The 21,930-nt window shown below is 48.4% G+C and carries 18 protein-coding genes and 4 pseudogenes; all 22 read right to left on the minus strand.

Annotated elements, in window-relative coordinates; translation table 11 throughout:
* A pseudogene (locus tag DW819_RS12745) lies at positions 1-242 on the minus strand (tetracycline efflux MFS transporter Tet(40)); the annotation flags it as partial.
* A gap of 50 nt (positions 243-292) precedes the next feature.
* Positions 293-2,212 (minus strand): tetracycline resistance ribosomal protection protein Tet(O), encoded by a 1,920-nt coding sequence (gene tet(O) / locus DW819_RS12750; RefSeq protein WP_117477955.1) that lies wholly within the window; start codon positions 2,210-2,212, stop codon positions 293-295.
* 303 nt (positions 2,213-2,515) lie between these two features.
* Positions 2,516-2,752: pseudogene (locus tag DW819_RS12755) on the minus strand (DUF6674 family protein); the annotation flags it as partial.
* 60 nt (positions 2,753-2,812) lie between these two features.
* The gene (locus tag DW819_RS12760) at positions 2,813-3,502 is read right to left on the minus strand and encodes a SpoVG family protein (protein WP_117477954.1); all 690 of its coding nucleotides are present in this window, start codon (positions 3,500-3,502) and stop codon (positions 2,813-2,815) included.
* A 3-nt stretch (positions 3,503-3,505) separates the two neighbouring features.
* Positions 3,506-3,703 (minus strand): annotated as a pseudogene (locus DW819_RS15975) (hypothetical protein); the annotation flags it as partial.
* An 88-nt stretch (positions 3,704-3,791) separates the two neighbouring features.
* Positions 3,792-4,076 carry a DUF6462 family protein gene (locus DW819_RS12770; RefSeq protein WP_005340582.1) on the minus strand — a complete coding sequence of 95 codons (285 nt, stop codon included), beginning with the start codon at positions 4,074-4,076 and terminating at the stop codon, positions 3,792-3,794.
* A gap of 3 nt (positions 4,077-4,079) precedes the next feature.
* On the minus strand, positions 4,080-4,538 hold the full coding sequence (locus DW819_RS12775; RefSeq protein WP_004611514.1) for a DUF6462 family protein: 459 nt from the start codon (positions 4,536-4,538) through the stop codon (positions 4,080-4,082).
* 8 nt (positions 4,539-4,546) lie between these two features.
* Positions 4,547-4,768 (minus strand): DUF6462 family protein, encoded by a 222-nt coding sequence (locus tag DW819_RS12780; RefSeq protein ID WP_005340583.1) that lies wholly within the window; start codon positions 4,766-4,768, stop codon positions 4,547-4,549.
* Positions 4,769-5,016: 248 nt separating this feature from the next.
* Positions 5,017-6,513 (minus strand): annotated as a pseudogene (lysS, locus tag DW819_RS12785) (lysine--tRNA ligase); the annotation flags it as partial.
* Positions 6,514-6,748: 235 nt separating this feature from the next.
* Complete coding sequence (gene greA, locus DW819_RS12790; RefSeq protein WP_118733576.1) at positions 6,749-7,234, minus strand: transcription elongation factor GreA; 486 nt, start codon at positions 7,232-7,234, stop codon at positions 6,749-6,751.
* A gap of 110 nt (positions 7,235-7,344) precedes the next feature.
* Positions 7,345-8,349 (minus strand): tRNA dihydrouridine synthase DusB, encoded by a 1,005-nt coding sequence (gene dusB / locus DW819_RS12795; protein ID WP_118733577.1) that lies wholly within the window; start codon positions 8,347-8,349, stop codon positions 7,345-7,347.
* The gene (locus DW819_RS12800) at positions 8,346-8,687 is read right to left on the minus strand and encodes a DUF6145 family protein (RefSeq protein ID WP_118733578.1); all 342 of its coding nucleotides are present in this window, start codon (positions 8,685-8,687) and stop codon (positions 8,346-8,348) included. The genes dusB and DW819_RS12800 overlap by 4 nt, the downstream gene beginning before the upstream one ends.
* 190 nt (positions 8,688-8,877) lie before the next feature.
* Entirely contained in the window at positions 8,878-9,852 is a 975-nt protein-coding gene (gene pfkA / locus DW819_RS12805; protein WP_118733579.1) for a 6-phosphofructokinase, read from the minus strand.
* A 136-nt stretch (positions 9,853-9,988) separates the two neighbouring features.
* On the minus strand, positions 9,989-13,456 hold the full coding sequence (locus DW819_RS12810; RefSeq protein ID WP_118733580.1) for a DNA polymerase III subunit alpha: 3,468 nt from the start codon (positions 13,454-13,456) through the stop codon (positions 9,989-9,991).
* A gap of 114 nt (positions 13,457-13,570) precedes the next feature.
* Positions 13,571-13,828 (minus strand): HPr family phosphocarrier protein, encoded by a 258-nt coding sequence (locus DW819_RS12815; RefSeq protein ID WP_118733581.1) that lies wholly within the window; start codon positions 13,826-13,828, stop codon positions 13,571-13,573.
* 46 nt (positions 13,829-13,874) lie between these two features.
* Entirely contained in the window at positions 13,875-14,840 is a 966-nt protein-coding gene (gene whiA / locus DW819_RS12820) for a DNA-binding protein WhiA (protein WP_118733582.1), read from the minus strand.
* Positions 14,841-14,903: 63 nt separating this feature from the next.
* Positions 14,904-15,761: an RNase adapter RapZ gene (gene rapZ, locus DW819_RS12825; RefSeq protein ID WP_118733583.1), complete on the minus strand. Its 858-nt coding sequence runs from the start codon at positions 15,759-15,761 to the stop codon at positions 14,904-14,906.
* Positions 15,762-15,777: 16 nt separating this feature from the next.
* Positions 15,778-16,686, minus strand: a complete 909-nt coding sequence (murB, locus tag DW819_RS12830) for a UDP-N-acetylmuramate dehydrogenase (RefSeq protein WP_118733584.1) — start codon at positions 16,684-16,686, stop codon at positions 15,778-15,780.
* Positions 16,687-16,743: 57 nt separating this feature from the next.
* Positions 16,744-17,667: an HPr(Ser) kinase/phosphatase gene (gene hprK / locus DW819_RS12835; protein ID WP_118733585.1), complete on the minus strand. Its 924-nt coding sequence runs from the start codon at positions 17,665-17,667 to the stop codon at positions 16,744-16,746.
* A gap of 100 nt (positions 17,668-17,767) precedes the next feature.
* Complete coding sequence (gene uvrC / locus DW819_RS12840) at positions 17,768-19,651, minus strand: excinuclease ABC subunit UvrC (protein ID WP_118733586.1); 1,884 nt, start codon at positions 19,649-19,651, stop codon at positions 17,768-17,770.
* 66 nt (positions 19,652-19,717) lie between these two features.
* Positions 19,718-20,260 (minus strand): DUF1653 domain-containing protein, encoded by a 543-nt coding sequence (locus DW819_RS12845; RefSeq protein WP_118733587.1) that lies wholly within the window; start codon positions 20,258-20,260, stop codon positions 19,718-19,720.
* 67 nt (positions 20,261-20,327) lie between these two features.
* On the minus strand, positions 20,328-21,788 hold the full coding sequence (locus DW819_RS12850; protein ID WP_118733588.1) for a putative glycoside hydrolase: 1,461 nt from the start codon (positions 21,786-21,788) through the stop codon (positions 20,328-20,330).
* Between the last annotated feature and the right edge of the window lie 142 nt (positions 21,789-21,930).

Below are 21,930 nucleotides of genomic sequence, written 5' to 3' on the forward strand. Positions count from 1 at the left end.
AACATTCCAATCAGCACCGAGCGCCGACGGCTATACAAATCCGCCACCACACCGGTGGGCATCTCGAACAGAAAGCAGGAGGTCTCCTGAACCGTCCCTACCAGGACAAGCTGGAAAGCATCCAGCTGCACCACCTCCATGTGGTACACGATGGAAAGCACTGTGGACATAGAAACCGCCAGGGAACAGACAAATCGGAACAGCAGGTAGACAGAATATGCCTTTGAATTTTTAGCAAACATGAAGTTACATTCTCCTTTCAAATCTCATTTTATATGACTTTTGCAAGCTGTTAAGCTAACTTGTGGAACATATGCCGAACCTTATCTATACGGCTATTCGGGCGGCGGGGTTGGCAAATAAATTTACCAATAGCTGGCTGGTATCCTTTTAACTCTGTCAAGCAGACTCCCTGCCCATTTGTGAAATAAGTTAAATCGTTCCTGTATTCTTGAATACATCTAGCAGGGATTTCTCCTTTCAGAATGACCTCGTCATTCTTTATCTGAGTACTTACAATATCTGCACAATACCTTGGAGCATCATGATACGCCCGTGAGAGATATTCCTGCGGTGCATAAATTTCAAAGTGGAGATATGGCTCTAATAGTTCTGTCCCTGCTTTTTTTAAAGCCTGCTCCAATACGATAGGGGAAAGCAGCCGAAAGTCTGCGGGGGTACTTACAGGACTATAATACAATCCATATTCAAAACAGATTTTACAGTCTGTCACTTTCCATCCATACAGCCCCTGCTCGCAGCCATAAAGAACCCCCTCCATAACCGCATTTTGGAACGATTGATTTAAATATCCAAGTGAAACTCTGCTTTCATACTGCACTCCGCTTCCAATAGGGAGCGGCTCTATGGACAACCCGACAGAAGCCCAGAAAGGATTTGGCGGGACTTCTATGTGGATGGTATATTCTGCTTTTCTAAGCGGTCTTTCCATATATATAACAGTAGGCTCTTTTATTTCTGCCTCCACATGATATTTTTCCTCAAGGATGGCACAAATGACTTCCATCTGCACATTCCCCAAAAAAGAAAGTATAATCTCATGCGTTGTAGTATCCACATAATATTTTAAAAGAGGGTCGCCATCTGAAATTTCTGTAAGTGCCCCAAGCAATATTTCCCGCTGTTCAGGTTTCTTTACTGCAATCGTTGTTTGGAGCATAGGGAGAGGATTTTCAATAAATTTTCTCTGCGGCAACAGCATTTCGTTCCCCAAAATACTGTTTAGCTGCAAAACATCATTTGGTAAAATTACAATATCACCAGAGCAGGCTGTATCGGATGGATATAATTCACCGTTTGTCGGAACACACATCTCTGTGATTTTTATTTTCTCTTTTTCAGATATTCTAATAACATCCCTCAAATGCAATGTTCCGCTATATATACGCACATAAACAAAACGCCGCCTTTTCTCTGAATATTCAATCTTAAAAACCTGCCCGCATAATTCAGATTGACCTTCAGGCGTTGATGAATAAAATTTACTGGCAATCACTTCTATAAGCTGCCGAATCCCCAGATTGTTTTTAGCGCTTCCGTGATAAACGGGAAATAACGTTCCGTTTTGGAATCTCCTGTTTTCTTCCTGTTCCAGTTCTGACATTTTAAACGGTTTCCCTGACATATATTTCTCTAATAGTTCATCGTTTCCCATAATTACCGCATCCCACTGTTCCATATCGTCATTGTCCGTTACATTTATATGGGGATGCTGCCCAACCTTTTGCTTCACTATAATTTCCGAAGAAAGCTTTGCTTTCATTTCCCGATATACCATTGGCAAATCAATCCCCTCTTGGTCAATTTTATTGATGAAAAAGATTGTCGGAATCTTCATTGTCTGTAGTGCATGAAACAGTATACGGGTCTGTGCCTGTATGCCATCCTTTGCAGAAACTAATAATACTGCTCCGTCTAAAACGGATAAAGAACGGTATACTTCCGCCAAAAAATCCATATGGCCTGGCGTATCTATAATGTTGACTTTTACATCCTCCCACTGAAAAGATGTCACTGCTGTCTGGATAGTGATTCCCCTTTGACGCTCCAAATTCATTGTATCTGTCCTTGTTGTGCCTTCATCTACGCTCCCTAGTTCTGCAATTGCACCACTGGTATATAATAAACTTTCCGTTAATGTTGTCTTTCCTGCGTCAACGTGAGCCAGAATGCCTAAGTTAATTATTTTCATGTGATTTTCCTCCTATCAACACCCAAAAAAGGGCATAAAAATACCCAGTGATAAATACTCCTATCACTGGGTAAATAACTCCAATAGCCCCAAAACACTTATATGTTTTCGGGCATATAAAATTACATGATAAAAGTATTCTTAAACTGGGTACAAAAAACTAAGCCCCATATTAAAAGTGAAACGGGACTGCTACTTTTTGTTCCCACTATCAAATTGACAGTTTATTTAAGAATACCTTGCCGCATATTTATTAACTCCTTGTATAAAACTGAATCTAATTATATTCCTTAACCCTTTATTTGTCAAGCCCTTTTTAGCATTATTGACAAGAGTATCTTCCTGCATTTCTTTGATCTGGTTCTGCATATTGGTGAGTTCTTCCGTCATGGAATCAATCTTTTTCTCCAGTCCATCCACATAGCTGCATATCTCAAATACATCGTTTGCCTGCTCTTTCATGGCATTTTTCTTTAATAAGTCGAGAAGTTCTCTTATGACCTCCTCATTGGTAAGTGTTTTTCCTGCTTCCATATCCATTCTGTTTCCTCCATTCTGTAAATGGGGCAGCCTTGGCCGCCCCTGTACTCTGATTACTGATTATCGAAAGGGCGTCGCCTCTTTGTCCTTCTCTTTATCGGGATTGCCATGATGTTTCTCTGCACTCTCTCTTGCATTTTCGTTGCTCTTATCCTTTGCTTTCTCATATTCAGAGATAATCTCATTATAGAGTTTTTCCCTGAAATCCTTTGTGACCGGATAGCAGACATCCTGGTAGATTGGCTTGCCCTGCTCGTCCACCTGCTTTGTCTTATAAGAAGGCATTGATACAAAGATTTTCTCTTTGCCCTGCACGATATTGATGTTATTTACGATGAAACTGTTTTCAAAATAAATGCGTGCAAGTCCCTTGATGTTACTACCTTCCCTCTCATAAGGTGTTACAGTTACGGAAAACTCCGGCATTTCCTGTGTACGCTCCTGCTTCTGTGTCTCCTCTTTCTCCGGTTCCTTAATTCTTGCATAGGCATCAAGGATATTGGTATAGAGTTCCTCTCGAAACTCTGCTGTGATAGGATTGCACACATCCTTATAGATCACACCGTTGCTTTCATCACGCTCATTGGAGCGGTATCTTGGCATTGATACAAAAAGCTCTCCCTTATCCTTATTCTCAAGGATTGCAATATTGGTAATCTTAAATGAATCACCAAATACTACTGTTGCAAATCCTTTGATGTTGCTGCCCTCTTTTGCTCTTACTTCGTTTACTTTAATTGAATACTTCATATGCTATTCCTCGCTTTCTTTTTGTTCTTTGTTTTGCTCCGGTATGATAAGCTCACACCAAAGCTGTTCTATCTGTTCACAAGACAATCTGCCATTAAGCCAGTTGCCAAGTGTAACGACCATTCCATCCTGCTCGTAATAGAGCCACTCCTGTGTTTCAATGTTCCCCTCATACACGATAGTCACATCAAAATCAGGCATTATTCAATTGTTATGTCCAATCTCTCTTGGACAATTGATATTCTACAATGCACTTTAATTTTACGGAAGTGACACCACTGGTGTATTTTTACGAATTTTCACCAGTTTTTGGTGTATTTGTCATTTCCTTTAATTTGTTCCATGTATGCTTAGGCAGTTCTCTTGCCGGCTCTCTGAATCGTTCAAGATATTTTTCAAATAATTCCGTATTGATTAATGCTGAATTACCGACTTTATAGACTGCTCCTGCCTCTCTCGCAATTACTATGATTCTCGATTTACTTATCCCATAAATAATCGCTCCTTCCTCTGCATTGACAAATTTTTTCATAAAATCCTTTGTATCTGAATAGCACTTATATGAGTAACTCATTCATCAGTCTCCTTTCACATTTGGCAATGGATGTTTCATTTCTGTTGGCGGTTCTCTGAATTGCTCCATATATTCATCAAACACCTCCAGATTAATCAGAATAGTATTTCCTTTTGCTTCGCCTATCTTATATACAGCTCCAGCTGCTCTAGCCATTTCGATAAATCTATGATGTCCTATGCTGTAAGTCATTGAACCCTCACCGATTCTCACAAACTTCTTTTCCACAATTTTATTTGAACTAGGAACTCTTGCAGAATGTTTCATAAATTTCATCAACCTTTCCTTATGTACTAATATAATCTTTGCAAGCTGATATCTTGCTCCAGCAGCCAACGCTATATCCATTGCCTCATCTTGTGTTACATCTAATAAAGCCATTACCTCATCAATACGAATAAATCTTGGTTTTACAGTTTCTTTTCTATAGGCACAAACTGAACCACTCAATGTATTTACCATAACATCACCTACTTATAAAACTCAGAATCTGTAATATGAAAAGTTTCAAGATACTTATCCAATATTTCTGTATTAACAAGTACAAGCTGACCAATTTTATAACAAGCCTTGGCATCCTTAGCCACTTCTTGAAATTTTGTCATTCCCATACTGTACATTTTTGCACCATCTGAATATCTTACAAACTTTTTTGCATCCTCATATCTATCTTTCTTCTTTGATTCATTCATTGCTGTGCTCCTTTCACTTTGACTTCATAACAAATGATGCATTTTCTCCATAACGCAAAAAAGAGGACATCTTCTAAATTTCTTTAGAAAATGTCCTCTTAGTAGTTCATATTTGATTGAATCTTTTTCTTTTCAGATTGTGTACTCTTTCATACTGATGTAAATGACTATGTCAAAATGCGTCTTTTAATGCGTCCTTTGACGTACTCAAATGCCTCAACCCCGCATAAACACTAGGTTTATTTATCCAAGCTCTTCATTGTTGGGAACAGTAATACATCACGGATGGCCGGGCTGTTGGTGAACAGCATTACCAGACGGTCGATACCGTAACCGATACCGCCTGTCGGAGGCATACCGATCTCCAGTGCGTTCATGAAGTCTTCATCGGTGGTGTTTGCCTCGTCATCACCTGCTGCCAGTGCAGCCTCCTGTGCTTTGAAACGCTCTCTCTGGTCGATCGGGTCGTTTAACTCGGAGTATGCGTTACACATCTCACGTCCGTAGATGTACATCTCGAAGCGCTCTACATACTCTGGTTTATCCGGCTTTCTCTTGGTCAGCGGTGAGATTTCTACCGGATGATCCATGATAAAGGTCGGCTGGATCAGGTTTTCTTCTACGAACTCTTCGAAGAAGAGGTTGATGATATCGCCGCGCACATGACGGTCTTCGTAGTGAACACCCTTCTCGTCTGCCAGCTTCTTAGCCTCTTCAGTGGTCTGGATCTCGTCGAAGTCAACTCCTGCATATTTCTTGATCGCATCTACCATAGTCAGACGCTCGAACGGCTTGCCTAAATCAATCTCAACGTCTGCATACGGAATGGTGGTGGTTCCCATAACCTCATTTGCGATGTGACGGAACATATTCTCGGTTAAGTCCATCATACCGTAGTAATCGGTATATGCCTGGTACAGCTCCATGAGGGTGAACTCCGGGTTGTGGCGAGTATCAAGACCCTCGTTACGGAATACACGGCCGATCTCGTATACACGTTCCATGCCGCCTACGATCAGTCTCTTTAAGTACAGCTCCAGGGAAATACGAAGCTTTACATCCTCATCCAGTGCGTTGTAATGGGTCTCAAACGGTCTTGCAGCAGCGCCGCCTGCGTTTGCCACCAGCATCGGGGTTTCTACCTCTAAGAAGCCCTGTCCGTCTAAGTAACGACGGATGCAGCTGATGATGCGGGAACGCATCACGAAGGTTTTCTTCACGTCCTCGTTCATGATCAGGTCTGTATAGCGCTGACGGTAACGCACGTCCGTGTTGGTCAGACCGTGATATTTCTCCGGAAGGATCTGCAGGCTCTTGGAGAGCAGCACCATGGAGGTTGCGTGAATTGAGATCTCACCCATCTTGGTGGTGAAGACGATACCTTTAATGCCCACGATATCACCGATATCCATACGCTTGAAGTCTTTGTATGCTTCTTCACCCAGGTCATCACGCGCAACGTAGCACTGGATGTTGCCCTTTAAATCCTGAACATTGCAGAAGGATGCTTTACCCATGACACGCTTGGACATCATACGTCCTGCAATGGATACTTCTTTGCCTTCCCATTCTGCATAGTCTGCTTTTACGTCCTCGCTGTGTGCGGTTACGTCATACTTTGTGATCTGGAACGGATCCTTGCCTGCTGCCTGAAGCTCTGCCAGTTTTTCACGGCGAACCTTCAGAAGCTGGTTGAGATCCGGCTCCTTCGCATTCTGCTGCTTTGCGTTCTGCTGCTCTGCCATCTTTTCCCTTACTCCTTCGTTCTTGTTGTTGTTCACACACGGTGCAAACAGTTACATCTTTTCGTAACTGTTCAGTACCTTCACAGTCACGAGCAAAAATCCATGAAAAATTGCCTGCGGCAATGGGATTTTTGCCTACCCGCCTATGTTTTCTTACGGTCAGCGCAGTAAATGCGCAGACCTACTGAACAGTTACATCTTTTCTTCTATAAATTAATAAAACAGAATACTGTTTTTATGATACTCTCCGGATCTCCAGAACCTTGTACTGAAGCACGCCGGCCTGAGTCTCTACATCGACAACATCGCCAACGCTCTTGCCGATCAGTGCTGCGCCTACCGGAGACTCATTGGAAATCTTGTTCTGCAGACTGTTTGCCTCGGTTGAGCCAACAATCTTGAACTCCATCTCTTCATCAAAATCTACATCGTATACCTTTACCTGGCAGCCAATGCTTACTTTGTCTAAGTCGATCTCGTCCTCGTCTACAACCTCTGCGTTCTTTAACAGCTTCTCCAGCTCTTCAATACGCAGCTCGATGTCTCTCTGCTCGTCCTTGGCTGCATCGTACTCAGCATTCTCGGACAGGTCACCCTGCTCACGCGCCTCTTTGATCTTCTGCGCGATTTCCTGTCTGCGATGGATTTTTAAATCCTGTAACTCATCCTCATACTTTTTTAAACCTTCATAGGTTAAAATGTGTTTCTTGCTATCTGCCATGACACTCATTTCCTTCCTTATTTACACTGCCGCCGCGCGGAACCTCCGCCTCCGAAGCAGTTATTTTGGCACCTGAAACCACAGTCTGAGCTAACCCCCGGAACCTGTGATCATACATTCTGAATATTATACTTGAAAGCACTTTCCTTGTCAAGCATCCCGTGCTGTTTCAGCAGCTCCACCAGTTCTTCTTCTGTTTCCAGCATATTGCATTCTCTGCGGATCGAGGAAGAATGCGGAAGCCCTGCAGTATACCAGGCAATGTGCTTACGCATCTCCTTCATGCCAATATACTCACCCTTAAAGGCTACATGGATCCGAGTGTGGCGCAGGATCATCTCTCCCACCTCCACCGGTCCAGGCGGCGGAAGCACTTCCCCGGTTTCCAGATAATGTTGGATCCGTTTGAAAATCCATGGGTTTCCTCTTGCACCGCGGCCTATCATCAGGCCGTCACAGCCTGTTTCCTCTAACATCCGCTTCGCATCCTGCGGCTCAAAGATGTCTCCGTTTCCGATGACCGGAATTTTCACAGCTTCCTTCACCTGACGGATGATATCCCAGTCTGCCCTGCCGGAATAATACTGTTCTCTGGTCCGTCCGTGCACCGCCACAGCAGCCACACCACAGCTCTCAGCAATCTTCGCAATCTCTACGGCATTCACGTGATCGTCATCAAAGCCCTTGCGGAACTTGACCGTGACCGGCTTGTGTACCTTTCGCACCAGTGCAGATAACAGCTCCTCCACCAGCTTCGGATTCTTCATCAGGGCAGAGCCCTCACCGTTTCCGACAATCTTCGGCACCGGACATCCCATGTTCAGATCGATGATGTCATAAGGCCCATCCTCCACCTGGTGGGCAATGTCACTGACGATTTCCGGATCCGAACCGAACAGCTGCAAAGACACAGGACGCTCACCCTCGTCAATGGCCATAAGCTCCTTCGTGTTACGGTTCTTGTAAAGAATGGCTTTTGCACTCACCATCTCAGTGACAAGAAGTCCACAGCCCTGCTCCCGGCACAGCTGCCGGAAGGACATATCCGTAACGCCTGCCATGGGAGCCAGGATCAGGTTGTTATCCAGCTCTACATTTCCAATCCTCAGCTTCATTCTTCCGGTTCCTCACCAAGATAGAATACCTTAAAGTACAGTTCCAGGGCCTTTAAGAACTCCTGCCCATCCTGTCGGTACTGCTTGATCTTTAAGTCTGCGCCGATCTCATCGCAGTAGCCATCGTACTCTGAAATAGTATGCCTGAACTCCAGCGTGCCATCCGGCTCAAATTCCATGGTAAGAATACCGCCGCATTCCTCCGTAAACCAGACACACATCACGTGAAGCTGCTTCTTCACTGCCTCCGGGAGGCTGTCAAACTCTTCATTAAAATAATACTTTTTTTCATAGCTGTTAGAACCACAAAGAACGATATTTCCGTCCTGTCCTGTCATCCGCGATTTCCTCCTGAATCCGTTTCCTGCTGCCTTCTGATCTTCTCGCCAGATCTGCAGCTGCGATTTGTCAAAATTTTCTCATATCCATAAACACGAAACACGCCCGGCGGATATGCTGCCGGGCGAAGATTTCTTTTTCGATTGTATCATGCAGTCCTGTTCTGTCAGCCTGCTTCCATGATGCTTCCTATTTCGCAAGCATCTTTGCGATTTCAAACTGCTCCTCGGAAATGTCCTTCTTCATCTGAAGTGCTTCCTGGATGTCGAAATCTACGAACTCACCGTGCTTATAAGCGACCAGGCGATTGCTCTTTCCTTCGCACAGAAGCTCTGCTGCCCTTGCCCCCATAATGGACGCGTACACACGGTCCTTACAAGTTGGGGTGCCGCCTCGCTGCATGTGGCCCAGAATGGTGGCTCTTGTCTCAATACCGGTTGCTGCCTCAATGCGGCGTGCCATGGAACCAGAATGTCCGATACCCTCCGCATTGATGATGATATTGTGTTTCTTGCCGCGCTTGCGGTTCTCTATGATGCGGTCGATGAGAGCCTGCTCATTGCCGTCATAACGTTCCGGAAGCAGAATATCCTCCGCGCCGTTTGCAATACCACACCACAGTGCGATATAACCGGCATTGCGGCCCATAACCTCAATGATACTGCAGCGCTCATGAGATGTAGAAGTGTCACGTACCTTATCGATTGCCTCCATGGCGGTATTGACTGCCGTATCGAATCCGATGGTGTAATCGGTGCAGGCAATGTCCAGATCGATGGTTCCCGGAACGCCAATGGTATTAACGCCAAGGGCTGCCAGCTTACCGGCTCCCCGGAAAGAACCGTCACCGCCGATGACTACGATGCCGTCAATACCGTGCTTGTGGCAGATCTCCGCGCCCTGCTGCTGACCTTCCGCCGTTACAAACTCCATACATCTTGCTGTGTACAGGATGGTACCTCCACGGAAAATGATATTGGACACATCGGTACTGCTCATGTCTACGATCTCTTCCTGTAAAAGTCCTGCGTAGCCACGCATGATTCCTTTTACCTTCATACCCTTACTGATGGCAGTACGAACCACCGCACGGATGGCTGCGTTCATGCCTGGAGCATCTCCTCCGCTTGTCAGGACACCGATTGTCTTTACTTGCTTTGCCATAGTTGTCTCCTCCTGTTACCCTTCGTTTTCGCGATGAGCTCTCTGTCTCGTGCAGAAAGCGCTGCGCGATTTCCATTCCGTTTATTTTATATAGATGCACTTTTTTTCATACAAACTGTATTCTAAAACATTTTTTCTATCTTTTCAATCCCTTTTCCACAACTTTGACATTCTTTTCACCAATTATTTTCATCAGCTTTTCCGTCACTTCTGTTGACGCTGCCACATGCCAGTTTGCGGGAAGAACCTTCTTTGCCCGTTCCTTTTCCAGATAAATGATCACGGTATCATGGCCATCAGAGCCCCTCAGAATTTCCGTCACTTCCGGCCACCGGGCATCATACTCGGTCTTATCGGCAAACTTCAGCCACAGATCCTTCGGAACCTCGTCAAAGGGGATCACCTGCTCACAGATCAGCCGTCCTGCCGGGTCATCCCCAATGGAGGTACGTCCGCTGATAAACACCTTTGCATCCTCATTCAGGAGCTGCTTCTTATTCTCATAATCCCGCGGGAAGACGATGACTTCCACGGAACCAACCATATCCTCCAGAGTCACAAAGGCCATCTGCTGGCCATTCTTCGTAAGCTTTACGGTCCTGGCTGTTATCATGCCGCCAATGGTCGCCCGGGCGCCGTCTTCCACAACAGCTCTTCCTGTCTCCTCATCCACCATAAAATCGGTTGTTTTGGCGGTAATGCTGTTTTTCCAGGTTTCAAGATACTCATCCATCGGATGACCACTGACATAGATGCCAAGTGTCTCCTTCTCGAAGGCCAAAAGCTCTCCCTTCGGAAACTCCGGCACCTTCGGCATGGTGATCTGGTATTGCTGCTTTTCTTCCTCTGCCGCAAAATCAAAAAGGCTCAGCTGACCCTCCAGCACATTTTTGCGGTCCTTATTTTTCTGATCCAGAAGTTCCGGCGCAATCATGGTCTTCTGTCTCCGGTTGCCCGGAAGAGAATCCATGGCACCGGCCTTGATGAAATTCTCCAGGGTACGCTTATTCACCTCACGGCCGCCCATGCGCTCCACAAAATCATCAATGGAGGTAAAAAGGCCGTTATTCTGACGCTCCCGGATGATCTCGTCCACCACATTGCGTCCAATGCTCTTGATTGCCGACAAACCATATCGGATCGCATCACCGGAAACAGAGAAACCGCTCTGCCCTTCGTTGATGTCAGGCGGCAGGATACGAATGCCCATCTGGCGGCAGGTCAGAATGTACTCCGACACCTTACCCACATTGTCCATAACAGAGGTCATAAGTGCCGCGAAGAACTCCTTCGGATAATAGTATTTCAGATACGCCGTCTGATATGCAACCACCGCATAGCAGGCTGCATGGGATTTGTTAAAGGCGTACCTTGCGAAATCGATCATCTCATCATAAATATGATTTGCAGTCTTCTCATCAATGCCATTCTCAATACAGCCCTTTACGTTTTCTTCCTGATTGCCGTACACGAAATTCTGGCGTTCCTTCTCCATGACCGCCGCCTTCTTCTTGGACATGGCACGGCGCACCAGATCGCTTCGGCCCATGGTATAGCCCGCCAGATCGCGAACGATCTGCATAACCTGTTCCTGGTAGACGATACAGCCATAGGTCGGTCCCAGAATATGCTCCAGCTGCGGACATTCATATGTGATGGAGTCCTTATCATTCTTTCCTTTCAAATAACGCGGAATGAAATCCATCGGTCCCGGACGATAGAGAGAAATCCCCGCAATGATATCCTCCAGGTTTTCGGGCCGCAGCTCCTTCATGAAGCTTTTCATTCCCGAACTCTCCAGCTGGAAGATGCCATCGCACTTTCCGGTGCCAATGGATGCCAGGACATCTTTATCATTATAATCAATTTCTTCCATAACCAGATGAACGCCGTAGTTTTCCTCTGCCTGACGCACCGCATTCTGAATGACAGTCAGGGTTCGGAGGCCTAAAAAGTCCATCTTTAACAGTCCAAGCTCCTCCAGCGTCGTCATGGTAAACTGTGTGGTAATGGTACCGTCTGATGCGCGGGAAAGCGGAACAAACTCATCCATGGCCCGCTGGCCGATCACCACGCCGGCCGCGTGCATGGAGGTATGACGCGGAAGGCCCTCCAGGCGCTTGGCCATGTCGATGAGGTAGCGCACCTCATCATCATTCTGATAGGCCTCACGCAGATCCGGACTTTGCTTTAAGGCCTTTTCCAGGGTCATGCCGAGATCTCCCGGGATCATCTTTGCGATTGCGTCACAGCGGGCGTACGGAAGGTCCAGAACACGTCCCACATCCCGCACAACACCCTTGGCCGCCAGGGTACCGAAGGTAACGATCTGTACCACCTGATCCTTTCCGTATTTCTCGACCACGTAATCGATGACTTCCTGCCTGCGTTCGAAGCAGAAGTCAATATCGATATCCGGCATGGATACCCGTTCCGGGTTCAGGAAACGCTCAAAGAGCAGATCATAGCGCACCGGATCGATATTAGTGATCTCCAGACAGTAGGAAACGATACTTCCCGCTGCGGACCCTCGTCCCGGACCGACCATGATGTCGTGGGATCTTGCGAAATGAATGAAATCCCATACGATCAGGAAGTAATCCACATACCCCATATTGTGGATTACGCCCAGCTCGTAGGAAAGGCGTTCCTGCAGGGTTCCATCATCATTTGGGTAACGCTTCGCCATGCCATCCTGGCACAGCTTATTCAGATAGCTCCAGGAATCGTATCCCTCCGGCACCTCGTACTTCGGCAGCTTTGTCACGCCAAACTCGATCTCAACGTTGCAGCGCTCCGCGATCTTATGGGTGTTATCGATGGCTTCCTGGGCGTATGGAAACAGCGCCCGCATCTCCTCCTCAGATTTCACGTAATACTGACCGCCCTCGTAACGCATACGGTTCTCATCAGAGACTTTTTTCCCGGTCTGGATACACAGCAGAATGTCATGCGCTGCCGCATCCTCCGCGAGAATATAGTGGATATCGTTGGTTGCCACCAGATCTATGGACAGTTCCCGGCTCATGCGCATAAGTCCCTGGTTTACGGTTTTCTGGGTCGGAATTCCATGATCCTGCAGCTCTAAAAAGAAATTGCCCTTTCCGAAAATATCCTCATAATGTCTTGCGGACCTGCAGGCTTCCTCATACATGCCCCGGGCCAGATAGCGCTGTACCTCACCCGCCAGGCAGGCACTTAGGGCGATCACGCCCTCATGGTAGGTTTCTAACACCTCATAGTCCACGCGGGGCTTATAATAAAAGCCATCCACAAAGCCCCTGGATACGATCTTCATCAGGTTGTGGTATCCGGTATCATTTTCTGCCAGCAGGACCAGATGGTAATATCGGTCCTCGCCATTTGAAGTTTCCCGGTCAAATCGGGATCCCGGCGCAACATAGACCTCACAGCCGATGATGGGCTTAATGCCCACCTCCTTTGCCGCACGGTAAAAATCGATGACGCCATACATGACTCCATGATCGGTGACGGCCATGCTGTCCATGCCAAGCTCTTTCGCCCGCGCTGCCAGCTCTTTGATCTTGCAGGAACCATCCAGCAGACTGTACTCTGTATGGACGTGCAAATGTGTAAATGCCACTGTTTTCTCCTTTTTATATCTTATTTACAAAAACAGGGCGGAAATGTTATTTCCACCCTGCTGCTTCAGCATCTTTTGTATAGATCAACTTTTGGGGAAATGATCGGTATGATCTTACTTTTCACCCTTTAAGTACTTTTCAATATTGTCAAGTGCCTCTTGTTCGTCTCCTCCATCAGCAGAAACGGTAATATCCTCACCAGCGCCCATGCCAAGTGTCATCATACCCATAATGCTCTTTGCATTGACCCGGGCATTGTTATTCTCTACATAGATCTGACTGTCAAACTGGCTCGCAATCTGAACCAACATAGCTACTGGTCTTGCCTCAAGTCCGGATGAAAGCCCAATGGTGATTGTTTTCTTTAACATAATTATCCTCCTCGTTTTCGGGTATGATCGCATGTTTTCTTTCTGCTTATACCCCTGTGTCCGGCCGTTCCTGTCTCAGCAGTTCTGCCATACTCCCCAATTTTCTAAGGCGATGGTTTACCCCTGATTTACCGACCGGCGGATCCAAAGCCTCTCCAAGTTCCTTTAATGTGGCCTCCGGTCTGGCCAACCTTAACTCTGCGATTTCCCTCAGGTTATCCGGCAGACTGTCCAATCCTGCCTTATCCCTGATGTATATGATATCTTCCATCTGCTTGACTGCCGCCGATACCGTTTTGTTGATATTGGCTGTCTCACAGTTTACCTGCCGGTTCACACTTCCGCGCATCTCCTTGAGAATGCGGATGTTCTCCAGCTCCATAAGGGCAACCGGTGCTTCCATAACGTTCAAAATATCTACGATTTGGCTTCCCTCTTTGATGTAGACCACGAAATACTTCTTTCGCAGCACGATCTTGGCTTCTATCCCCATGGAAAGGATGAGACCCTGGATCTGCTTTGCCTTTGCTTCAGTAGCACAGGCAATCTCAAAGTGGTAAAACTTTTCCGGATCGCTGATCGAACCTGCTGCCAGAAACGCTCCACGGATGAATGCGCGCTTGCAGCAGTTCTGCATAAGAACCACATTCTGGGCCAGTGACAGATTTTCCTCAATCTCCCCGTACTGGTCGATGAGTTTGACTGCCTGAAGCACCCGCATGGCATCCTCGTGATGAGTGACTGCAACAGTGCAGGTCCTGTTTCTGTGGTTCCCGATGCTCTGCCGTATGGAGACATCAATTCCTATATTAAATGTTTTTTTCAATAATGTAAAGTACTTTCTTGCAACTGCTTCATTTTCCGTGTGAATCTTCACCCGGTAACGGTCATTCTCTGAAATCTGGATACGGCCGCAGAGGCTTAAGATTGCCGCGATCTCCGCGATCTGGCAATGTCTGGCCGAAGAAAGCTGCCTTGAAAGTTCTTCCTTTACCTTAGAAGAAAATGACATATCCTGCTCCTGTATTCCGATTTCTGCCCGGGCATTCCGAGACAGAAATCCACCATTGTCCTGCTACCGTCCGATATCCCGGTGCTCAATCTTCAGTCCGTATTCCTCCAGACCGCTTAAATGCTGATACAGCGCATTGGCCACAGTAACGGAGCGGTGTCTGCCCCCGGTACAGCCAATGGCGATCACCAGTTGGTTCTTTCCTTCCTGCACATAATTGGGGATCAGGAAATCCAGCATCCCGTACAGCATGGAAAGAAAGCGGTCTGCTGTACCGCCCTGGCGGACATACGCCTGCACCTCCGCCTCCTGACCGGTGTGGCTGCGCAGTGCCTCCACATAGTAGGGATTTGGAAGAAAACGTACATCGAAAACAAGATCTGCGTCATTCGGGATGCCATACTTAAATCCAAAGGACAGCACTGTGATAAACAGGTTCTGATACCTGCGGTCCTGGACAAAGATTTTTTCCAGCTCACTGCGCAGTTCCCGAGTAAGAAGACTGCTGGTATCCAGGATCATATCCGCCTGCTGTTTGATAAACGCAAGCTTTTCCCGCTCCAGCTGGATGCCGCTGTCCACACGGCCCTTCCCGGCCAGTGGATGCGACCGCCTGGTTTCTTTATAGCGCTTTACCAGTGTCGCATCGCTGCTGTCCAGAAACAGGATCTCGTAAGGCACCTGCTGCGCTTTCCAGTTTTCCAGAACCTGCTCCAGCTGCGGCAACTCCTCTCCGCTGCGGATATCGATGCCCAGTGCCACTTCCTCGTGGGCTGCCGGCTTCTGCATGACCAGTTCTACAAATGCCTCCATCAGGGGGATCGGCAGATTGTCCACACAGTAAAAGCCAAGATCCTCCAGCATTTTGAGAGCCGAGGTTTTTCCGGCTCCCGACATTCCCGTCATGATTACCAGTCTCATCTGTTTTCTCCGTTTCTCAAAACTCACCCAAAAGCTTTACTTCCAGTTCCAGCTCCACACCAGACTGCGCTTTCACCTTTTCCTGTACCTGTCTGCACAGAGAAAGGATATCTGCAGAGGTGGCATGATCCCGGTTGATCACAAAGCCGCAGTGCTTCTCTGACACCTGGGCGCCGCCCACACGGAAGCCGCGAAGCCCTGCATCCTGGATCAGTCTGCCTGCGAAATGGCCTTCCGGGCGCTTGAAGGTACTGCCTGCACTCGGGTATTCCAATGGCTGCTTTTCACGGCGTTTTGATGCCAGATCATCCATGACCGCACGGATGTCATCAGCGTTTCCCGGCTGCAGCTGAAGCACTGCCTCCAGCACAATATAACCGTTTTTCTGGACGCAGCTGGTCCGGTAGCCCAGTTCCAGTTCTTCTGCCGGAAGTGTTTTCACCTCTCCCTCCGGAGTCAGGACCGTTGCCTCCCTTAATACCTGACATAATTCTCCGCCGTACGCGCCCGCATTCATGACCACGGCACCTCCGATGGTGCCCGGAATCCCAGCTGCAAACTCAAAGCCGGTCAGTGATGCGTTCAGCACCTGCTTTGCCACAGCGGAAAGCAGGGCACCTGCACCGGTCCTCACCTGAGCTCCTTCTATTGTCACCTGGGCAAACGGTTTTCCGAAAGAGATCAGTACTCCGCGGTAACCCCCGTCGCCCACCAGCAGATTGCTGCCGTTTCCGATGATGGTATATGCCACATTTTCTTCCCTGCAGATATCCAGCACCTGCTTTAATTCTTCCACACCGGATGGCTCAATATAAATGTCTGCCGGGCCTCCTGTGCGGAAGGTGGTATGGCGGCTCATTGGCTCATCGGTCAGAAATATTCCCGCGCCCACCGCCTGTTTCAGTCTTTCTGCTGCCTGTTTCATAGTTTTTGTTCTGCCTTTATTCATTTTTGCTGTTAAGCGATGTTCCTGGCACTGTTTTTACTTGTTGCCAAGGTTTGCCTGTACGCGGTTGTACAGTTCCTGAGCCGCATTGTATCCCATCTTCTTCTGACGATAGTTAACGGCTGCGGACTCTACGATGATGGCCAGGTTTCTGCCCGGACGGATCGGGATGTTATGGCAGACCACCTGATTGCCGAGAAACTCCGTGTAGCGGTCCTCCAGGCCCAGCCGGTCGTACTCTTTGTCCTTGTCCCAGTCCTCCAGCTTAATGACCATGTCGATATTCTGGGTATCTTTTACGCTCTCAACACCGTACAGGGACTTCACATCAATGATACCGATACCTCGCAGCTCGATAAAGTGCTTGGTGATATCCGGCGCACTTCCTACCAGAGTCGCGTCACTGACTTTGCGGATCTCTACAACATCATCGGATACAAGACGGTGTCCGCGCTTGATCAGCTCCAGGGCTGCCTCACTCTTTCCGATACCGCTCTCGCCCATGATCAGCACACCTTCACCAAATACGTCCACCAGCACACCATGGATGCTGATACACGGAGCCAGCTTGACCTTCAGCCAGCGGATGACTTCTGCCATCAGATCAGAGGTGCTCTTTTCAGATACCATCAGAGGGACCTGATAGTGCAGGCACAGATTCTGCATATCTTCATCCGGCTCCTGGCCGCGGCTGTAAACCACACACGGAATCTCACTGGAAAGAAGCTTATCATAGCGTTCCATCCGCACCTCGCGCGGCAGGGTATTGATGTATGCCTGCTCCACATATCCGATGATCTGGACACGCTCCCGGTCAAAATGATCAAAAAAGCCCGTTAACTGAAGCGCCGGACGGTTTACATCCGGGTGACTCAATACCACCTTGTCTGCGTCAATTTCCGGAAGTACATTTTTCATTTTCATCTTTGTGATCAGTTCTGTAATTGTTACTCCGTACATATTGCCCCGCTCCTTTATCTTGTTTATTCAGCCCGATTCAAGCCCACAGGCTGTATCTGTTTTCAGAATAAGTTCATCATACCATAAATTCGGATGGTTGTCATCCGCGTTGGCAGGTTTCGCTGCTGCGAAAGAACCGGTACACACTTTCCGCCGCGGCGCGGTTCATGCCGGGGACCTGGGAAAGTTCTTCCTCACTGGCAGCCTGCACGGCCTCGATCGATCTAAAATGCTTCATCAGTGCCTTTCTCCTGGTATCTCCGATTCCGGGAATGTCATCCAGCACAGAGTGTACCTGGCTCTTGCTGCGCAGACTCCGGTGATACTCAATAGCAAACCTGTGAGCCTCGTCCTGGATTCTGGTAATGAGCCGGAACCCTTCGGAGTGCCGGTCAATGGGGATCTCCACATTCCGGTAATACAATCCGCGGGTCCGGTGGCTGTCATCCTTTACCATGCCGCATACCGGGATGGAAAGACCCAGCTCTGCGAGCACCTCCTGTGCAATGTTCACCTGTCCCCGCCCGCCATCCATCATTAGGATGTCCGGAAATCTGGTAAAGCTTCCGAATTTCTGTTCTTCTCCCTGTTCCTTTAACTGAGACATTTCTTCCAGTCCGTGGGTAAAGCGGCGCATTAATACCTCACGCATCGAGGCATAATCATTCGGCCCGGTAACGGTCCTGATGCGAAACTTTCGGTAATCACTGCGCTTCGGCCTGCCGTCCTCATACACAACCATGGAGCCGACTGACTCGTAGCCGGAAATGTTGGAGATATCAAAAGCCTCCATCCGGCGCACGCCGGTGAGCCCCAGCCAGGATGCCACCTCATTCATGGCGCCTATGGTGCGCATCTCATCCCTCTGGTTGCGCTCCAAATCCTGCCGCAATACCATGGACGCATTTTTCTGCGCCAGCTCTACCAGGCGCTCCTTCTGCCCTTTCTTTGGAACAACAATGCGGACCTTCTGGCCTTTTCGGGCACTGAGCCACTGCTCAATGACCTCCATATCCTCGATTTCCCTCTGGATCCACAGCTCTTTTGGCAGAAACGGCGTTCCGGCGTAGAACTGCTTTACAAAGCTGGTGAGGATCTGACTGCTGTCTTTTTCCGCGCCGATACGGATGCCGAAATGATCCCGTCCGATCAGTTTGCCCTCGCGCACAAAGAAGACCTGCACCACCGCATCGGTATCGTTCATGGCCATGGCAATGATGTCCCGGTCTTCCATACTGCTGCTGGTGATTTTCTGCTTCTGCGCCACCTTCTTCACGCTGGAAAGCAGATCCCGGTACTCCGCCGCTTTTTCATATTCCATTTTTTCAGCAGCTTCCATCATCTGTTTTTCCAGGCGTTTCAGCAGATTGTCATAATGTCCGTTTAAAAATTCAAGCACCTGCCTGATGTGCTCTGCGTACTCTTCTTTCCCGATGTAGCCCTGGCATGGCGCATCACACTGCCTGATATGATAGTTTAAGCAGGGGCGGTCTTTGCCGATATCCCGCGGGAGCAAACGGCTGCAGGTACGTACCTTATATAGCTTATGGATCAGATCAATCGTATCCTTAACCGCTCCGGCACTGGTGTACGGGCCAAAATACCGGCTCCTGTCCTTTTTCATGGTACGCGCAAACTGTACCCGGGGAAAATCCTCTCCCACTGTAACACGGATGTACGGATAAGCCTTGTCATCCTTTAACATCGTGTTATAACGCGGCTGGTGCTCTTTGATGAGATTGCACTCCAGCACCAGTGCCTCCAGCTCGGAATCGGTTACAATGTACTCAAACCGTGCGATGCGGGACACCATCTGCTGGATCTTGGCGGTTTTACCGCGGCTGCTCTGGAAATACTGGCGCACCCGGTTCTTTAAGCTGATGGCCTTGCCCACATAGATGATCTCATCCTTCGCATCGTGCATGATGTATACGCCCGGCTGGGAAGGAAGTTTTTTCAGTTCTTCTTCAATGTCAAATAACATAATTCCTCCTGATGGCAGTTCTGTCCTGTTCTGCTGCCCGTATGTTCTTTTTCCGCTGAAATAAAATCAGCGAAGGCGGCTGCCGTCATAGCGCTTCTGCATGGTGAGGAAACGGCGCACCGCGTAAAGCTGTTCCTGTAAAGAGCCCTGCTCCGGCTTCATATCCAGTACCAGATAGATACTGTCCAGTTCCTGCTGGGTGACGCGCTCCTCCAGAGCTTTCAGACATTCCATGCGCAGATCAAAATCCTCGGTGTCTAAAAACTGCAGAAATGCCGGGTCCGGGGTACGGTCCGCGTAATACCGGCGGGAATCCTGTCCGTTTCCCGCTGCGGCCTGTCCGCATCCTGCTGCCATTCCTGCTGCGTTTTGCTCCGGCTCTACCCGCTCAAATCTCCACTGCTGGGTCACCTCCGGGTATTTTTCATGATCCACCTCACTGGTAAACATATCGTATGGCCTCACATACACTCCGTAGTCCCCGTATAGTGCCTGGTAAACCACCATACTTTCGCCGGTTTCCGAGTGTCTGGCCACCGCCACGATCTGGTAGAGTTTATTTTTAAAATGCCGGTAAAATTCCCCCGGTCTTACGATTCGTTCTGTCATGTCCGTTTCCTGTCTCTTTCTGTTCTGGTTTCTTTCTATTCTTGTCTCTTTTGCTTTTTTCTCAGCCTTAAACCGTAGGCGGCAGCGTGGTTCCGGTCTCCGGCGGAGTTCCCGGCTCTTCTGCCGTCTCCATTGCTTCGGAAAGTGCCCGGGCAGCCGGAAAGCTTTTTCCTGCCAGATCTTCTCCGCCCGTTACGGTCAGGGCATCGTGTCCCGTTTCCTCCGGTGCATAGGTCGTTTCCGGGAGCTGTGCACGAGAAGCCGCGATCCGTTCATCCTCTTCGCTTGCTGCCTCCGGTGTCAGAAGGCCCTCCCAGTCGTAGGTACAGGCCGCATCCCACAAAAGCCACTCATCATAACCACAGTCATACACCGCCCGGATCTGTTCACGCACCTGGTCTCCTCCATAGGGGATATGATTCTTCAGCCAGCTGGCTGTAAAATCCTGCAGCCACGGACGCACTGCCGCCACATGACTTCCGTCGAGTCCTGCGAAATAAAGCTCCTTGCGTGATTCTGTCAGCGCTGCGCAGATGGTATCATACGGACGCATATCCGGGTGGTCAATCCCATAATTTCCGTCCGAATAATGGGACGGGTAGATCATGGGACTGATGTAATCCAGATGCTTTGCCATCTCTCCGTAAATCTGTCCCACGGAATCCGCATTCACATCACTGTTGATGATAGCGCCAAACACATCCGCGGATACAAAGAGTCCGGCTGCGCTCAGTTTCTCATACTCATATTCCATAAAGTCGAGGATCGCCTCGGTCCGGCTGCGGCCCTTGGTATCCTCCTCCGAAAATACCGCATCCTGCATTCCCTTTTCTGTACAAAAGCGCACATAATCAAACTGGATCTCATCGAATCCAAGCTTCTGCGCTTCCAGGGCGATCTCTGCCAGATACTCCCAGGCTTCCTCTTTATAAGGATTCACCCAGGCGTGGTTATCCCTGTCCTGAAACACCGTGCCATCCGCTTTCTTCACACACCAGTCCGGCTGCGCCTCAGCAAGCCACGCATCACGAAAAGCCGGAATCCTCGCAATGGCATAGATATGATGATCCTTTAATTTCTGCATCAGCCCAGCAATATCCTCAATATAAACCTTTGTGGAGCCAAGCTGCTTCACAAGAGGTGACTCCGTCTCACATACCACTCGCCCAAAATCATCCTTAAAATCAATGACAAGGGCATTCGCCTCGGTCCGGTCAAACTCGTTGATCAGATTGTCCACCAGGGCCGGAGTTCCTGCCACATAGGCGGAAATATAAATACCCTTTGCCCGGGTTTCCTCACGTTCCGGTATGTTGGAAATCCGGATTTCTGAAATCAGTTTCTGCTCTTCTGCTTCCGCTTTCTGCTCTGCTTTTTCGGCCTCTGAGGCTTCTTCTGCGTCAGAGCCTACCACGACCGGTTCCGGCGTCGTTGCGATTTTTTCCGCATTGCGGAGAAAACCACAGCCGGTGATCGCAAGAACAGTCAGCAGCAGACCGGCCAGAAGCCATCTTCGTTTTCCCTTCATAGTTCACGTTCCTCTTCTGTTTTTTATTATGAAATTATCTGTCCGGAAAATTCCGGTCATACACGATAACTAGAGTATACCACATATTACATTTTTTTGACAAATCCGGGTGCAAAACTCTCTTTTCTATGGTACAATACAA

It is taken from the genome of Clostridium sp. AM33-3, from assembly GCF_003480315.1.
Lineage (GTDB): Bacteria > Bacillota > Clostridia > Lachnospirales > Lachnospiraceae > Brotaphodocola.

Bases quoted from the DNA above. Each gene is read 5' to 3' on its own strand.
- DW819_RS12760 (WP_117477954.1), bottom strand. From the start codon at position 3,502: ATGAAGTATTCAATTAAAGTAAACGAAGTAAGAGCAAAAGAGGGCAGC.
- DW819_RS12770 (WP_005340582.1), bottom strand. From the start codon at position 4,076: ATGAGTTACTCATATAAGTGCTATTCAGATACAAAGGATTTTATGAAA.
- DW819_RS12775 (WP_004611514.1), bottom strand. From the start codon at position 4,538: ATGGTAAATACATTGAGTGGTTCAGTTTGTGCCTATAGAAAAGAAACT.
- DW819_RS12780 (WP_005340583.1), bottom strand. From the start codon at position 4,768: ATGAATGAATCAAAGAAGAAAGATAGATATGAGGATGCAAAAAAGTTT.
- greA (WP_118733576.1), bottom strand. From the start codon at position 7,234: ATGGCAGATAGCAAGAAACACATTTTAACCTATGAAGGTTTAAAAAAG.
- dusB (WP_118733577.1), bottom strand. From the start codon at position 8,349: ATGAAGCTGAGGATTGGAAATGTAGAGCTGGATAACAACCTGATCCTG.
- DW819_RS12800 (WP_118733578.1), bottom strand. From the start codon at position 8,687: ATGACAGGACAGGACGGAAATATCGTTCTTTGTGGTTCTAACAGCTAT.
- pfkA (WP_118733579.1), bottom strand. From the start codon at position 9,852: ATGGCAAAGCAAGTAAAGACAATCGGTGTCCTGACAAGCGGAGGAGAT.
- DW819_RS12815 (WP_118733581.1), bottom strand. From the start codon at position 13,828: ATGTTAAAGAAAACAATCACCATTGGGCTTTCATCCGGACTTGAGGCA.
- whiA (WP_118733582.1), bottom strand. From the start codon at position 14,840: ATGTCATTTTCTTCTAAGGTAAAGGAAGAACTTTCAAGGCAGCTTTCT.
- rapZ (WP_118733583.1), bottom strand. From the start codon at position 15,761: ATGAGACTGGTAATCATGACGGGAATGTCGGGAGCCGGAAAAACCTCG.
- murB (WP_118733584.1), bottom strand. From the start codon at position 16,686: ATGAAACAGGCAGCAGAAAGACTGAAACAGGCGGTGGGCGCGGGAATA.
- hprK (WP_118733585.1), bottom strand. From the start codon at position 17,667: ATGTACGGAGTAACAATTACAGAACTGATCACAAAGATGAAAATGAAA.
- uvrC (WP_118733586.1), bottom strand. From the start codon at position 19,651: ATGTTATTTGACATTGAAGAAGAACTGAAAAAACTTCCTTCCCAGCCG.
- DW819_RS12845 (WP_118733587.1), bottom strand. From the start codon at position 20,260: ATGACAGAACGAATCGTAAGACCGGGGGAATTTTACCGGCATTTTAAA.
- DW819_RS12850 (WP_118733588.1), bottom strand. From the start codon at position 21,788: ATGAAGGGAAAACGAAGATGGCTTCTGGCCGGTCTGCTGCTGACTGTT.